This is a genomic window from Thiomicrospira sp., from assembly GCF_014859555.1.
Lineage (GTDB): Bacteria > Pseudomonadota > Gammaproteobacteria > Thiomicrospirales > Thiomicrospiraceae > Thiomicrospira.
Map to the genome: position 1 here is coordinate 1 of NZ_JACUTY010000048.1, position 16,006 is coordinate 16,006.

At 44.8% G+C, this 16,006-nt stretch carries 15 protein-coding genes; 3 read left to right on the forward strand and 12 right to left on the reverse strand.

The window, feature by feature from the left end:
• Nucleotides 1-114 precede the first annotated feature (114 nt).
• Entirely contained in the window at nucleotides 115-2,007 is a 1,893-nt protein-coding gene (locus IBX48_RS08035; RefSeq protein WP_296832947.1) for a SurA N-terminal domain-containing protein, read from the reverse strand.
• A 143-nt stretch (nucleotides 2,008-2,150) separates the two neighbouring features.
• On the opposite strand from IBX48_RS08035, the gene IBX48_RS08040 reads away from it, so the two are divergent.
• Nucleotides 2,151-2,510 (forward strand): response regulator, encoded by a 360-nt coding sequence (locus tag IBX48_RS08040; RefSeq protein WP_296832950.1) that lies wholly within the window; start codon nucleotides 2,151-2,153, stop codon nucleotides 2,508-2,510.
• 88 nt (nucleotides 2,511-2,598) lie between these two features.
• Here IBX48_RS08040 and IBX48_RS08045 read toward each other — a convergent pair whose 3' ends face one another.
• The 9 genes from IBX48_RS08045 to mutL all read right to left on the reverse strand — a co-directional run bounded on the left by IBX48_RS08045 (nucleotide 2,599) and on the right by mutL (nucleotide 12,028).
• The gene (locus IBX48_RS08045) at nucleotides 2,599-3,918 is read right to left on the reverse strand and encodes an adenylosuccinate synthase (protein WP_296832954.1); all 1,320 of its coding nucleotides are present in this window, start codon (nucleotides 3,916-3,918) and stop codon (nucleotides 2,599-2,601) included.
• Nucleotides 3,919-3,929: 11 nt separating this feature from the next.
• Entirely contained in the window at nucleotides 3,930-5,111 is a 1,182-nt protein-coding gene (locus IBX48_RS08050; protein ID WP_296832957.1) for an ATP phosphoribosyltransferase regulatory subunit, read from the reverse strand.
• Nucleotides 5,112-5,128: 17 nt separating this feature from the next.
• Nucleotides 5,129-5,317, reverse strand: a complete 189-nt coding sequence (locus IBX48_RS08055; RefSeq protein ID WP_296832960.1) for a DUF2065 domain-containing protein — start codon at nucleotides 5,315-5,317, stop codon at nucleotides 5,129-5,131.
• A gap of 50 nt (nucleotides 5,318-5,367) precedes the next feature.
• A complete protein-coding gene (gene hflC / locus IBX48_RS08060) occupies nucleotides 5,368-6,225 on the reverse strand; it encodes a protease modulator HflC (protein ID WP_296832963.1) in 858 nt (285 codons plus the stop codon).
• 1 nt (nucleotide 6,226) lies between these two features.
• Nucleotides 6,227-7,459, reverse strand: coding sequence for an FtsH protease activity modulator HflK (gene hflK, locus IBX48_RS08065; protein ID WP_296832966.1), 1,233 nt, complete (start codon nucleotides 7,457-7,459; stop codon nucleotides 6,227-6,229).
• Nucleotides 7,460-7,558: 99 nt separating this feature from the next.
• Nucleotides 7,559-8,857, reverse strand: a complete 1,299-nt coding sequence (hflX, locus tag IBX48_RS08070; RefSeq protein WP_296832969.1) for a ribosome rescue GTPase HflX — start codon at nucleotides 8,855-8,857, stop codon at nucleotides 7,559-7,561.
• An 11-nt stretch (nucleotides 8,858-8,868) separates the two neighbouring features.
• Nucleotides 8,869-9,144: an RNA chaperone Hfq gene (hfq, locus tag IBX48_RS08075; protein WP_296832972.1), complete on the reverse strand. Its 276-nt coding sequence runs from the start codon at nucleotides 9,142-9,144 to the stop codon at nucleotides 8,869-8,871.
• A 71-nt stretch (nucleotides 9,145-9,215) separates the two neighbouring features.
• A complete protein-coding gene (miaA, locus tag IBX48_RS08080) occupies nucleotides 9,216-10,190 on the reverse strand; it encodes a tRNA (adenosine(37)-N6)-dimethylallyltransferase MiaA (protein WP_296832975.1) in 975 nt (324 codons plus the stop codon).
• A complete protein-coding gene (gene mutL / locus IBX48_RS08085) occupies nucleotides 10,190-12,028 on the reverse strand; it encodes a DNA mismatch repair endonuclease MutL (RefSeq protein ID WP_296832978.1) in 1,839 nt (612 codons plus the stop codon). Before mutL ends, miaA begins: the two co-directional genes overlap by 1 nt.
• Nucleotides 12,029-12,119: 91 nt before the next feature.
• Between mutL and IBX48_RS08090 the strand changes: the two genes are divergently transcribed.
• Nucleotides 12,120-12,305 carry a hypothetical protein gene (locus IBX48_RS08090; RefSeq protein WP_296832981.1) on the forward strand — a complete coding sequence of 62 codons (186 nt, stop codon included), beginning with the start codon at nucleotides 12,120-12,122 and terminating at the stop codon, nucleotides 12,303-12,305.
• Nucleotides 12,306-12,375: 70 nt separating this feature from the next.
• Here the strand turns inward: IBX48_RS08090 and IBX48_RS08095 are convergent, their stop codons facing one another.
• Nucleotides 12,376-14,064, reverse strand: a complete 1,689-nt coding sequence (locus IBX48_RS08095) for an N-acetylmuramoyl-L-alanine amidase (RefSeq protein ID WP_296832984.1) — start codon at nucleotides 14,062-14,064, stop codon at nucleotides 12,376-12,378.
• Between the two features lie 155 nt (nucleotides 14,065-14,219).
• On the reverse strand, nucleotides 14,220-14,714 hold the full coding sequence (gene tsaE / locus IBX48_RS08100; RefSeq protein WP_296832988.1) for a tRNA (adenosine(37)-N6)-threonylcarbamoyltransferase complex ATPase subunit type 1 TsaE: 495 nt from the start codon (nucleotides 14,712-14,714) through the stop codon (nucleotides 14,220-14,222).
• Here tsaE and queG point away from each other — a divergent pair.
• Entirely contained in the window at nucleotides 14,706-15,920 is a 1,215-nt protein-coding gene (gene queG / locus IBX48_RS08105) for a tRNA epoxyqueuosine(34) reductase QueG (RefSeq protein WP_296832994.1), read from the forward strand. The genes tsaE and queG overlap by 9 nt on opposite strands.
• Nucleotides 15,921-16,006: the final 86 nt, after the last annotated feature.

A 16,006-nucleotide genomic window follows, 5' to 3' on the forward strand; every position in this document is an offset into this window, starting at 1 on the left:
TCTCAGCTCTGCGTTGTGAACCTTTGCAAGGTCTAGACATTCCTTCAGGTTCACGTCTTGATCTGAAAAACTTGGCGTTGCCAGAATGAATCAGGGGTTAATCGTGGTGCCCATTTATCTAATTGTTAAATAAATATCGCGTTTCTTAATCTTAGCAGCCTGCTTAATAGAATCAATACGCGCTTCAACCTCTGACGCACCGTAAATTGAAGCTAAAGCTTGCTCAATTTGTCCCATTTGTGAACGTGTCTGTTCAGTTTCAAGCACATCCACCTGGTTAATACGGATTAGAACGGTATCACCCGTTGTTAATTGAGTAGGTGCCCAAGTTGGTTGACCATCAACAGGCTTTTTGGCTTTAAAAGCGGCCTGTGAAATTTGAGGTAAGACTTGTTGGTTTTGGCGCTCAATAAAACCGACAACATGCCACTCAACACCTGATCTCACCAAAGTTTTAGGCTCGGCACCGGCTTCAATTTCAGCCATAAGCTTATCAGCTAACTCCGCCGCTTTACGAATCGACTCTTGGCGAACTAAACGCGTGTTAATTTGGGACTCAACCTCCGCAAAAGTTTGCTGATATTCCGGCGTGTAATCCTTGATACGCAATACTATTGAGGTATTCGGCTCAACTTCTATTGCGGCTGAATTTAAGCGTGATTTGAAGACATCATCTGAAAACGTGGCCTCTAACACTTTTGGCAAAGCCACCCAACCTTCTGAGCCGCCCTCACGAGAAAACGCCTTCGAAGTCTGAATGCCGCCATCTACAATCGTCAACAAAGGTTCAAGACTATCCGGTTGCTCATAAGCCACCGTATTTAATGTTTCAAGCTGTTCAAAATATAAGCGTTCAGCCGTTTCTAACTTTAGCTGATGCGCTACATCTTGCTTAACCTCATTAAAGTCTTGTGCGCGCTGTTCACTAATATCTGTTAATTTAATTAAATGCCAACCAAAGTCGGTTTTCACCACATCACTAACGTCGCCCACTTGCATTTTGAATACAACTTCATCAAATTCAGGCACCATCATCCCGGATTCAAAGAAATCTAAGTCACCACCATTCATAGCCGAGCCCGGATCTTGTGAGTGACTTTGAGCTAGCTTTGCAAAGTCTTCACCAGCAGCCAGTTTAGCCTGAATATCCTTAATTTCAGCCAAAGCCACTTCTTCTTCACCGCGAATCAGAATATGGCGGGCACGACGCATTTCCGGTTGGGTAAACAACCCAATATTGGTCTCATAATAGTCACTCACATCTTGATCACTAACCTGAAGACTGGCTACAATTTCATCCATAGATAAGCTGACATATTCGACCACAACTTGCTCAGGGGTAACAAAAACATCTTTGTTGGCTTCATAATAAGCCTGCATATCGTCTTCACTGATCTTGATTTGATCGCGATAAACACGCTGATCTAAACGGATATAGTCAATATCGCGTCGCTGATTTTGTAATTTGAAAAGTGCTTCTAGTTCTGAAGACGTCGTAAACACCGAACTTTCGGTTAAACCTCTAAACTGGGTTTCAATTAAAAATTGACGTTGTTCAAATTCAAAACTCGACACAGTTAAACCATTTCGCATTAACAGGTCTTGATAAACCCGTTCAGAAAATCGTCCATTCTCTTGAAATACTTCAGCTGCTTGAATAACCGAAGCCAACTGCTGATCACTAATCAACATGCCTTGTTTTTCAGCCCATTGTTTTATCAAGCGGCTTTCTATGAGTGAATCTAATACTTGATCACGTAACGGCTCATCTTCCACAACTTGGTCGAACATATCGCCAAATTGTTCTTGCAGTCGCATACGCTGTCGATTATAAAAACGCAGGAATTCAGTGCCCGTAATTGTTTCGCCATTAACCTCAGCGACCACCTGCTGACGTTCACCTGTTGAATACTGGTCGATACCCCATAGAGCAAAAGGTACAATCAAAACCAGAACTATGGCCCAAGCTATCCAGCCCTGCACTTTTTCACGAATCGCTAATAACATCCAAATTCCTTTAATCAGCTTAATTTTTTAATCGCCATATCATACCAAGCCCCATTATGACTTTGCATAAAAAATTGAATTAGTTGCCGGCTTTTATCGCTTTCACATAGAATGGCAGGACAATTTATAAGCAGATGGGCCAAATGAAGAAAATACTCTACGTTGACGATGCGCATTCCTTGCGCCAATTAGTGGATATGGTGCTTTCCAAGCATTACGAATTAAGCTTGGCGGAAAACGGCGCGGTTGGATTAGACATAGCCAAACAGTCACACTTCGATCTTATTATATCGGATATTAACATGCCGGTTATGAACGGGTTTGAGTTACTGGAAGCCTTACGTAAGCAGGACGAATACAAGTTCACCCCTATCTTGATGTTAACCACAGAAGCCAGCGCAGAAATGAAAGAGCAAGGAAAACAATGCGGTGCAACTGGCTGGCTTATTAAACCATTTGATCCAGAAAAACTACTCAAAGTTATTGAACGTGTTCTAGGCTAGAATTTGATTCACGACGGGGATATAAGCGCTGATGGATAAAAAAAGGCTCAAATAGAGCCTTTTTTATAGCGTGTTTCTGTATCACGTACTAAGCAAATACATCCTGCAAAATAAGCGTTTCTGCTCGATCAGGACCGGTTGACAAAATTGAAACCGGCACACCCACTTGTTTTTCTAAATAACGAACATAAGCCTTCGCTTGCTCAGGCAAATCATCCCAGCATTGAATGCCGACCGTAGACGACTTCCATCCCGCTAAGGTTTCATAAACAGGTTGACACAAATCATATTCATCCGCACTGGCGGGTGGCAAGTCAATGGTCTGGTCTTGGTATTCATAAGCCGTACAGACCTTAATTTCAGTCAACTCGTCCATTACATCCAGCTTAGTTAAGCACAAACCCGTTAATCCGTTGATTTGCGCCGAACGACGTAATGCGACCGCATCAAACCAACCACACCGACGCTGACGACCAGTAGTCGCACCAAACTCACGTCCACGCTCGCCTAACGCTTTACCGATTGCATCGCCACTATCTTCCGCTACGCTATACACTAACTCCGTTGGAAAAGGCCCACCGCCTACCCGCGTTGCATAGGCTTTGGTAATGCCCAGTACATAATCCAATTGACATGGACCAATCCCAGCACCAGAAGACGCGCCCCCCGCGGTGGTATTAGATGAGGTAACATAAGGATAAGTACCGTGATCAATGTCGAGCAACGTGCCTTGCGCACCCTCAAACAACAAGCTTTTTCCTTCACGATTATAACGATCGATTAAAGCCGGTACATCGGCCAACATCGGCACAATTAAATCGGCATAAGCCTGGCATTTCTGCCAAACCGCATCAAAACTAATCGGCTCAACTTTGTAATAGTTTTGCAGCATAAAGTTATGGAACTCTATGGTTTCGGCCAAGGTGGCCTTCATTTTATCAAGGTTTTTTAAGTCCCCTGCGCGCAAGCCACGACGCGCGACTTTATCTTCATAAGCTGGCCCGATGCCACGACCAGTTGTGCCGATGGCTTGATTGCCGCGCGCAAGTTCACGAGCCTGATCAAGCGCAACATGATAATCAAGAATCAAAGGACAAGCTTCGCTGATTTTCAAACGCGGCTTAACACTTAAGCCTGTCAACTCAAGCTGCTCTAGTTCTTTTTTCAGCGCATCCGGTGCTAACACCACACCGTTACCTATAAAACACTCGACATGTTCGCGCAGAATACCGGATGGAATTAAATGCAATACGGTTTTTTTGCCGTCAATCACTAAGGTGTGACCCGCATTATGTCCACCTTGGAAACGAACCACTGCGGCCACACGATCGGTTAAAAGATCAACGATCTTGCCTTTACCTTCATCACCCCATTGGGTGCCAACAACTACTAAATTACGTTTTGACATAAGTATTCTTCTTACAACCCACTTGATTTAACTGTCCATGCACCATTCAAGCTAACCAAACGGTCTGCATGAGCGGGAATGGTTGATTCTTCATAAAATCGAATCACCTGCACACCTTGAGCACGCAAGCTCTTAATCTGTTCGTACAATTGATAGTCATCATGAAACGGTGCATAGACCTGACGCAATTCAGTATTTTCCGGCTCCGGTACATAATCGAGAATACTGCGCAAATCGATACTAAAACCAGTCGCCGGATAGGCTTCACCAAATGCAGCACAGACTTCATCATAACGCCCGCCTTTTGCGACCAAAACACTCATGTCCGTCACGCTGTAACAGGCAAAAATGACGCCCGTATGATACTGAAAACCTCGCAAATCACTTAAATCTAGATGTGGTTTAATCGACTGTGTTTTAGCTAAATATTCCACTAACTGATTTAAATGCGCTAACGCTTGATCTAAATCGGCACTCAGCCCGGCTAACCTTGACTGGGCTTGCGTTAGTACACTGTCAGCTTGCCCACACAGTGAAGTTAGCTGTTCAAAAGCCATGCTTAAGCGGCTATCCGAAAACGACTGACTCAACCACCAGGCCTGGTACTCAGGCAAAGCTTTACGTTTTAGAATATCAACTAATGTGCTTTGCTGATCTTCCGTCAGTTTCGCCAAATTCATCAAACTTTGGACGATGCCAACGTGTCCCAAACTCATCTGCAAGTTTGGCAACTTTAGTAAACGTGAACTCGATAGCATTAAGTCAATAATTTCAATATCGCTTTCAATGCCACTGTGTCCAAAAATTTCGGCACCGAGTTGAATTGGGCTACGTGAGCCTTTCGCTTTATTGTTACGTGACTTGAGAACTTCACCGACATAACATAACCGTTCAATGCCATTCGGCTTGATTCGTGTGCTGACGATACGTGCTACTTGAGGCGTCATATCGGCACGAACACCCATCATACGGCCGCTTTCATAATCGGTAAACCGACAGGTATCCAGAGCCAATTTTCGACCCGTACCGGTTAGCAAAGAATCCGTAAACTCCGCAATCGGAGACAAAACTAACGCGTAACCAGAGAGCTTAAGCTCAGCCAATAAAGCTTGGCGGTATGTTTCGAGCTTTTCGGCCTGTGACGGCAATAAATCCTCAATACCTTCCGGGGTAAACCAAATATCTTGTTGCATAGCTTTCATCTTTATTTTTAACCCCAAACCCATAATAAAACCAGCCCGATCAATATGCTAATCAACCCTGTTAGTCTTAGTTGATTTTCGGGCAGCTGTGTGGCTTGCGCCATCACACGTCGCCAAAAGTTAGGAAACAGAAACGGCAAAAAACCCTCAAATATAAATACCAGAGCAATCGCACTAATCAGTACTGTTTCAAACATAAACGGCTTCCATAAAAAAGGTGGGTTACCCCACCTTGTTACGTAATTGACTAATTAGAGGACCGATTAAAGTGCTTAAAGAAGTCGGTATTGGGATCTAAAATAATTATATCCGACTTGCTAGAGAACGAGTCTCGATAAGCGTTTAAACTTTGATAAAACGAGAAGAACTCTTTATCCGCACTGTAAGCTTTCGAGTAGATCTGAGCAGACTGTCCGTCACCCTCACCTCGAGTTTGCTCAGCTTCACGATAGGCTTCTGCAACCGTGATGGTACGCTGTCTATCCGCATCGGCGCGTAAACGCTCAGCGGCTTCACCCCCTAGGGATCTTAAGTCGGCGGCTACACGATTACGTTCCGCTTCCATACGACGATAAACCGAATCACTAATATCACGCGGTAAATCAATTCGCTTGATACGCACATCCACAATATCAATACCAAACTGAGTCGCTTCGATATTCGCTAGGCGAGTAATGTTTTCAGCTACTTCTACGCGATCTCCCGATACCACTTGTTGCACGGTACGACTACCAAACTGAGAACGCAAGCCATCCTTAACGATTTGTGACAAACGCTGACTAGCTAAATTGAAATCACCGCCCATGGACGTATAGAAAGCTTCTACGTTTGAAACACGCCATTTAACGTAAGAATCCACTTCCAAGTTTTTTAACTCACCGGTTAAATAACGCTCAGGTTGTGAGTCCATGGTTTGGATGCGTTTATCAAACGTACGCACGTTGTTAATAAACGGTGTTTTAAAATGTAAACCTGGTTCTAGGTCCGATTTTACAATCTGCCCTAAACGAAACACCACGCCGGTTTCCCATTGATTTACAACAAACAAAGAGTTGCTGCCAATAAACAATATCGCCGCGATGAATAAACCTATAATCGCTTTCATATTAACGTAACTCCCTTTGTCTTAAGTAATCGCGAATATTAGTATCCGACTGTGCTTGATTTGCAGGAGTGCTAGAACCTTGTGGACGGTTAGTTGAACCTTGCCCAGTAATCGGAGGGAAAGGTGAAGTTGGTTGACTTGCGCCACCTGACCCCATCATTTTATCTAAAGGCAAATACATAATATTGTTTGAGCCTTCAGACCCCATCAACACCTTGCTTGATTTCGACAACACGGTTGTCATAGCATCCAGGTACAAACGCTCACGCATAATATCAGGTGATTTTTTATATTCGGTTACGACACTGGTAAAACGATCGGCTTGACCTTGCGCTTCTGACACGACTTGATCACGATAAGCACGAGCCTCTTCAACAATACGTGCTGCTTGACCACGTGCTTCAGGCAAGATTCTATTGGCATAAGCCTCAGCTTCGTTGATTAGACGTTCGCGATCTTCTCGGGCTTTTACCACATCAGCAAAAGCCGACTGAACCTGCTCTGGTGGCTGGGCATCCTGCAAGTTAACTGTTGTAACAAATAGACCAGCTTGGTAATCGTTTAGATTTTTTTGCGTGAGTTCACGCACCAGCGCGACCACTTCGTTACGGCCTTGCGTTAAGACAAAGTCCATGCTGTTTTTACCAACAATTTCACGGATAGCACTTTCAGATGATGCGCGTAATGATTCGTCTGGATTTTTAACATTAAACAGATAATCGGAAGCCGATTGCACGCGATATTGAACCGCAATTCGAACATCTACAATGTTTTCGTCACGCGTTAACATTAGCGATTCAGCTAGAACACTGCCCGAACGATTTTGCGCATCAGAGCGGTAACCAATTTCGGTGGTACGAATACGATCCACGTTAACTTTTGTGACGGATTCGATAGGATAAGGAATATGCCAATGAGGACCCGGCCCAGTTTCAGTTACATACGCACCAAAACGTGTAACTACACCGCGCTCGGCTGTGTCGACAATATAAATACCGGATAATAACCATATAACTAAAACAATTAAGAAAATCGCACCACCGCCAATGCCGCCGATGCCACCACTAAACTTGCTGCCTGCACCCCCAAACATTTTTTGAGCTTTTTTTAATAACTCATCAATGTCTTGATCTGTGCTTTTTTTCGGTCCTTTTGGCTCATCTTTTTTGCCAGATCCACCGCCAGAGTTGCCCCAGGGATCTTGCCCTGGTTTTCCCGGTTCATTCCAAGCCATATCCTTCTCCAAAGTTTTAAGGTTTTGCTATTTTAGGGTGTTGGGGTCGAATTGTCATCCCTATTAATTAACTTTATAGCTATTTATGAATTATTGATGCTAATCCAGTAGATTAGCATCTAATAACTCCGTCCAGTTTTGTACTTTTTGCCACTGTTGTTTGGTTAAGTTCATCGTGATCAAAGCATCACCATGTTCATTAAATTCTTCTGCATCAACCTTACCCAGCTCATGTAATTGAGCCCGTCTTTGCCCGGCATGAGCCGGCAATACAACTTGGACTTTAACAAACTCACCTTTAAAAAAGGCCGCTAATGCATCATTTAATAAATCAATACCTTGGTTATTTTTAGCCGACACCCAGACACGCTCAGGTAAACCTTGGTCGTTAAAATCAACATGCGGTTCGACGGCCGGTTCCAACCGATCAATTTTATTGAACACCAATAAGTGCGGGACTTCATCCGCACCAACTTCGGTAATGACTTTATTGACCTCGTGAATTTTTTCTTCACGCAAAGCATCACTCGCATCCACCAAATGGATCAATAAACTGGCTTCACTGGTTTCTTCTAAGGTCGAACGAAAAGCCACCACTAAGTCGTGCGGAATATGGCGAATAAAGCCAACCGTATCTGCCAAAATCACGCCGCCGGCTCCTGGCAAATGCACTTTTCGCAAAGTCGCGTCCAAGGTTGCAAACAAACGATCTTCTGCGTAAACATCGGCGGTGGTCATTTGATTAAATAAAGTGGATTTGCCAGCATTGGTATAACCCACAATTGTAATCGTGGGCACATCGGACTTTTTACGAGTACGTCGACCTAATGCACGTTGCTGGCGCACTTTATCAATCCGTTTTAACAGAGATTTTATGCGTTCTTGTAATAAACGACGATCGGATTCTAACTGGGTTTCACCCGGCCCTCTTAGACCAATCCCGCCTTTTTGGCGTTCTAGGTGAGTCCAACCACGAACTAGGCGCGTTGACATATGACGTAACTGAGCGAGTTCGACCTGCAACTTACCTTCATGAGATCGTGCACGCTGAGCAAAAATATCCAGAATTAGGCCAACTCGGTCTAACACACGACATTCGACCAATCTTTCTAAGTTGCGCTCTTGAGCGGGCGTTAAGGCGTGATTAAAAATCACCACATCCGCTTCGTGAAGTTTGACCGCATCCGCAATTTCTTGAGCTTTGCCCGATCCGACAAAATATTTTGAATCCGGCGAGGTGCGTTTAGTGGTTAAGACTTGCGTGATCTCAGCGCCGGCTGAATCAACCAATTCAAAAAACTCGTCTAAATCTTCTCGATTATTTTCATCTTCAAAATCAACATGCACTAAAACGGCACGATCAATTTCTTTACGTTCTAAACGACCAAAAATTTCCATGAAAGTGGTGCTTACTCCTCAGTTTCGGGTTTATCTGTTTCGGTTGTACTGCCAAACTCGTAAGCTTTAGGATCACGCATTGGCACAATGGTTGAAATCGCGTGTTTGTATACCATTTGAGTTACATTGCTGCGTAATAACACCACAAACTGGTCAAACGAATCGACACGACCTTGCAACTTAACCCCATTTACCAAATAAATTGACACATTAATGCGTTCTTTTCTTAGGGCATTTAAATAGGGATCTTGTATCGGGAGCGCCTTGGTCGGTTTTGCTTTTTCCATCTTCATTTCCTTATTATTTTTAATGGTATTTTTAGGCTAATTTATTATCCAAAGGATAACATAGGAAAAACTTATAGGTTAGTATTTTTCTGCAAATACACCCGTACCAATTCAGCCTGTTGCTCAACTGATAATTCAAACGGATCTAGCGATAACAAATCCTGCTCTTTGCGTAACCAAGTCAACTGACGTTTGGCCAATTGACGGGTTGCAATTAGGGCTTTTTGTTCAAAAACCGTTTGATCATATTCCCCGTTTAAATAACACCAGGCCTGGCGATAACCCACACTGCGAATTGATGGTAAATCGGCGTGTAAATCCGGACGTGCAAATAAATTTCTAGCTTCATCTAAAAAACCCTGAGCAACCATAATTTCTAGCCGGCGTTGAATTTTCTGGTGTAAGCGTTCGCGCGACTGGGGAATCAAACCCACTTTCAATAAGTTCACATCCCAACCTACATTGGATTGGCGTTTTTGCAAGTCGGTTAAGGCTTCGCCAGTGATTTGATAAACCTCCAGCGCTCGAATCAAACGCTGTGGATCATTATAATGAATACGTTGTGCGGCTTTTGGATCACAAGCCTGTAAACGTTGATGTAAAACTTGTGGGTCTTGATCATATTCCTGTTGTAGCTGAGCACGAATTGCAGGATCGGCACTGGGTAAATCGGCCATACCTTGCTGCAAAGCATGAAAGTACATCATGGTTCCGCCCACTAAAACCGGCAAACGACCACGCTGCAACACCTCTTCAACCAAACGTTTCGCATCGACCACAAAATCAGCCGCTGAATAACTTTGCGCTGGATCAATCAAATCAATTAAATGATGTGGCACTTGCTCACGTTCGGCTTGGCTGGGTTTCGCGGTCCCTATATCCATGCCTTTATAAATTAAAGCTGAATCGACACTGATAATTTCAATCGGCCATGATTTTGCCAGTCGCAAAGCTAACGCGGTCTTGCCGCTCGCGGTTGGCCCCATAATCGCCAACACGGTTCTGGCTTTCACCAGTTTTTCGATATTTAAATCGGTATCGGTCATTATTGCCCCCTCATAAATAACGCATCCAATTGTTTCATCGACAATTGAACCCAAGTGGGACGCCCATGGTTACACTGAGAGGAGGCCGGCGTGGCTTCCATATCACGCAATAGTTGATTCATTTCCGCCACAGTTAACGCGCGGTTTGCCCTTACCGAGCCATGACACGCCATGGTTGAGAGCAAACTGTTAATCACTTCATCAATGCGTTGCGAGTCGCCTTCAGCTGCCGTATCAGCCAGCACATCTTGCACCAGCTGTTCAATCGACGCTTTAGCCAAAATCGAGGGTACGGCGGTTACTTTAAGTTGTTGCGGCCCAAGCGCTTCGAACTCAAAACCCAACTGTGACCACCAGGCCTGGTGGTTCTCCCAAGCCAGCATATGCGCCACGTCTAAAGCTATAACCATCGGCACTAACAACGGCTGAGAAATTAAACGCTGTGTTTGCCATTGTTGTTTCATACGTTCATACACAATGCGTTCGTGGGCCGCATGCATATCCACCAAGATTAGGCCTTGTGCATTCTCGGCCAAAATAAACACACCATGTAATTGCATTTTAGCAAAACCCAACGGCGGCATAGGATCGTCGTTTGAAACAAAGCAACCGCCTTGATTTGACGGCCCGATTTGATAAACACTTAGTTCATCTTCAACTCGCCCAAGGCTCGGTTTCTGGAAATCAAAGTAGGCTTGATTGTTTGACGCTGATGGGGTCGAATTCATTTGACGACTGAAAGCACCAGGCCTGGTGCTTTCAGTCAGAACTTGTGGATCAGATTGCATTACATCGGCTTGCGTCAATGGCTGACGCACCGCCTCTTTAACGGATCGACGGATAAAATCGTACACCCAACGACCATTCGCAAAACGTACTTCATACTTGGCTGGGTGCACATTGACATCAACCTGTTCGACCGGAATATCTAAAAACAGCACATAAACTGGGTGACGGCCATTATAAAGTACATCCGCATAAGCTTGTTTTAATGCATGAAATAACAAACGATCGCGCACAATGCGCCCATTCACAAATACATATTGCATGTCGGTTTGCGCCCGATTAAACGTGGGCAAACCAACCCAACCTCGTAAACTCAGGTCTTGCGCATCATAATGAACATGCATGGATTGATCGACAAAAGCTTCCCCCATTAGCTTAGCTAACCGACGCGCTTGATCTGCCGGTGTTTGGACGGCCTCAACATGACGCACTAGTTTGTGGTTGTGGGTCAGTTTAAAACCGACATCCATTCTGCTTAACATCGCACGTTTGACAAACTCATCAATATGGCCAAACTCGGTGCGTGCTACGCGTAAAAACTTTTTACGCGCCGGGGTATTAAAAAATAAATCATCCACCCGAACACGAGTTCCCGGTTTCCCAGCAATGGGCTCAGGTTCGGGCCAAATCGCGCCACCATCAGACTTTAGACGCCAAGCGTTTGGCTCTCGCGCTTGACGACTGACAATTTCAAAACGCGACACCGAACTGATACTCGCTAAGGCTTCACCTCTAAATCCTAAAGTGGTAACTTGGGTTAAATCTTCGTAAGTCGCAATTTTACTGGTCGCATGCCGACTGACCGCCAAAAAGAGTTGGTCTTTTGCAATGCCGTTGCCGTTATCGATCACTTGAATGGATTTTTCACCACCCTCTTCAATCGATATTTCAATTTCAGTAGCGCCAGAGTCTAATGCATTCTCTAACAGCTCTTTAACTACTGAAACAGGACGTTCAACCACCTCACCCGCCGCGATTTGATTGGCTAATGCCTCGGATAACGCTTGTATTTTGGGTTGAGAGCCTTGCACGCTCAGGGTCGGATTAGTCACACACTTACCTTAAAAATCAATGGATTCTGGTACAGAACCTGCTAATAAAATTGTTTGAAGATTTAAATTCACGCTTAAAGGTTATTAATTCATGATGTATCAAAAACACACGCCGCAAAACAGTGAGGAACAAACCATTTATTTGCAAATTCCGCGCCCTTTTGTGTTTAACGGCCAAATTTGTTGGTCCAATTTACAACTCGACCAAATGGAAGCCTATTCTAACAAACATTCATCCAAGGATGAGCGAACTCAGCATAGCAACTGGCTACAATAAAGGACCCATTCCTAAAAACCAGACATAAAAAAACCCTGACAAGCAGGGTTATATGGCTTGGTAATCGGTTTTAATTGGCGGCGGCCAATACGCTTTCTCTAACGGGTACGGTGAGTTCGCGCCCCACATAAAGCTGGTTAGCGTTTTTGATATTATTGATCCGCATCAATTCGCGTACGTCCACTTTATGGGTATGAGCAATTTGGGATAACGTATCGCCACGTTTTACTGTGTATTTAAGATCATACTGAACGGTCAATTTATCCGTGACCGGCACTTTCAATTTACGGCCAACATACAGCTGATTTGCGTTGCGGATATTATTGATATTCATCAGCTCACGCGAACTCACGCCATAAGCCTGTGCTATATCTGACAAGGTATCACCGCGTTGCACTTCATAATTCACATACAATGTTTCGCCCCAACGTGGCGCATGGCCAGTTTGCTCAATAAACTTATTCAACCCGCGTGTAACCGCTTGCGCAAACGTTTGATGAAAGCGTGGATCTTGCAACTTTCTCTCTTCAATTGGACTTGATATAAACGCGACTTCCAACAGCATCGATGGCATATCAATTGATTTCAGCACGGCAAAATCTGCCGATTGAATCGTATGTTTATGTACTTTTACGGTTCGTTGCATTTCAGACAGCACCGACTGACCCAGTTTGCGACTCGCACGAATATTGGCCTCACGAGTTAAGTCACTTAACACAAATGCCACATCTTTATCACGACCAGCCAGCTGCAACACACCCAAAGCGGCGTTTTCTTGTCTTGCCAAGGTTCTGGCCATCACACTACTCGCGCCATTATTTGACAACACATACACCGACCCACCTTGCGGAGCCGAAGAAGAGTACGCATCCGCATGTACCGAAATAAAAATATCGGCATTTTGTTGTTTGGCGATGTTGACCCGTTCATGTAACTGCAAATAGACATCGCTGTCGCGCGTTAAAACGGCTTTCATGCCGGGCTGAGCATCAATAGCCTTCTTTAAGGCTTTTGCTTGCGCCAAAACGACATCTTTTTCATAAGTACCGGCTGGGCCAATCGCGCCTACGTCGCGGCCGCCATGACCCGGATCAATCGCCACAACAAATTGCTTGCTCTGTACAAAATCGCGGTTATTATTTAATAATGATTCAGTCGCCGAATTAGCCGCAGGCTTGGTACGCGCGACAACACTGGGGGTTGGTTTACGGGGTACAACTTGCTTATCAGATTCAGGTAAGGCTTGTACCGCTGCGTTTGCCGAGGGTTTAGGTGGCGGCACGGATAGCGTTTTTTGTTCAGGTTTATTTGAAGCCAGCTGAACAGAAGTGTCCGCTTTGGCTAACATAGGCTGGGTTAAATCAATAACTAAACGTTCAGGGCGCGAACCATTTTTACTCAGCGTAAAGTATTTGTACTGATAAGCATCACGCAAATCTAACACCACACGCGTTTTTTGGCCATCAGAGGAGATTCGCATCGACGCGACACGCTGATCTTGGAACCGCTGATTTTTAAAAGACACCGAATTGCGTGCATGATGAAAGTCCACCACTACACGCTCAGGGTTAGTTAAGCGCATCACATCAAAACTTTGATTGTTCCTAATCTCAAACACCACTCGCGTCTGATCGGGGGTTTGACCCAGACGGATACCACTTAACTCTGTCGCTTTTGCAACCGTCAGCTGACTGGTGAGCATTAAGAGTACCGCCAAAAAGAAGCGTCCGATATAGATTGGGTTGCGCTTATTGTTCATATTTATTGACCATTGTTGAACTGCCTTGTGGCTATTGTAGAACACTTTTTTAGAATTTTTCAAGCAATCACAACAACTTGTGAGCACTTTTTAAAAAATACTTCACGTTAAGTATATAACATTGGGCATTCAAAACTAACAAATAATCAACAAATTCAACTGCCTAATTTATCCAACAGGGCCTCTCCCAGCTCGGAACAGGCTTGCAAACTTAACTCCCGTCCCTCACCTAAGCGCGTTAAACTCATGATCAAGTCAGCTTTCGGCAACACCCCTTGACCTTTTGATGGCCATTCAATTAAGGCCATAAAAGGCGGAACCAATAAATCTCGAATCCCAATATATTCAAGTTCTTCCGCTTCACAAAGCCGATACAAATCAAAATGATAAAGTGTAAAGACTGGCGTCGCATAAGTCTCTACCAGTGTGTAGGTTGGACTTTTAACCCGTTGACCCGGCAAAAAGGTTTGAATAAAAGCGCGCGAAAACGAGGTTTTACCCGCGCCCAAATCCCCTTGCAAATAAACTACCAGGCCTGGTGTCGCAGCTTCAAGTGTTTCACAAAGCTTGGCCAGGGTTTGGGCAAATAAAGCCGTCCGAGACTCATCTGGCAGAGGCCATTTTTTGCTAGAATACGGATTATGAATCACACACTTTCTCCACAAGACTTAAGCCAACTGGCTGTCGCCATAAAAAACTGGGCTACCGAGCTTGGGTTTGCCGATAGCGGCATCACCCATACCGACCTCTCTCAATTTGAGGCAGGCTATTTTAACTGGCTAGCGCAAAACTTTCATGGCGAAATGCATTATATGCAAGCCCATGGTACTAAACGCACCCGCCCGACCGAGCTCTTGCCCGGCACCGCGAGCATTATTAGCTTACGCATGAATTATTTTGATTTGAATGCAAGCCAAGCAACCGATCAATTGCATGCACCTGATCAAGCCTATATTTCACGCTACGCTTTGGGTCGGGATTATCACAAGCTGATACGCCAACGCCTTAAACAACTGGTCAACAAAATCCAACAACAACTGCCTGACTCGGCACATCGAATTTTTGTCGACAGTGCGCCGGTGTTAGAACGTCCGATTGCGCAACAAGCCGGCTTGGGGTTTATTGGGAAAAACAGTTTAATTATTCACCCACGAGCGGGCTCTTGGTTCTTTTTGGCCGAAATCTATACCGACCTTAATCTGCCGGCTGACCCACCGTTTGAAAAACAAGGCTGCGGACCCTGTACCGCCTGTATTCAAGAGTGCCCCACCCAAGCTATCTTGGCGGATGGCATTGTCGATGCCCGACGCTGTATTTCGTATTTAACCATCGAGCATGCTTCGTCGATTCCACTGGCGCTGCGTCCTGCCATCGGCAATCGAATTTATGGCTGTGACGACTGTCAACTAGTCTGCCCTTGGAATCACTTTACCCAACCGCAAACCGAGCCTGATTTTGAACCTAGGTGGTCGTTAGATCAAGTTTCATTACTGGAATTATTTGACTGGAGTGAGTTGGACTTTAACCACAAACTAACTGGCTCACCAATTCGGCGGATTGGCTATGAGCGCTGGAATCGTAATATTGCGATCGCGTTAGGCAATGGCTCCGCAAACTCAGAAGTTGAACAGGCGTTAGAGAAAAAACGCGGGCAAGTTAGCGCCATGGTGGATGAACATATTGAATGGGCGTTGGAACAGTTAAAATCTAAAACAGCCGAAAAGCCAAAAAATCGATCAACCTCGGTGGCAAAACCTTGGAATGCGCCAAAATATTACCTTGCTAGAACTAAGCGAACTGAGCAATCGCATTCACATCACGCACCGCTTCAAGATACAAATGGACACCTCGATTAACCCAGAATGAATTCTGGCAACGCCAAGTTTACCAGCTCCCACATACGCGCTTGGTTAATGTCTTGCACATTCGCATCGGTCAACTC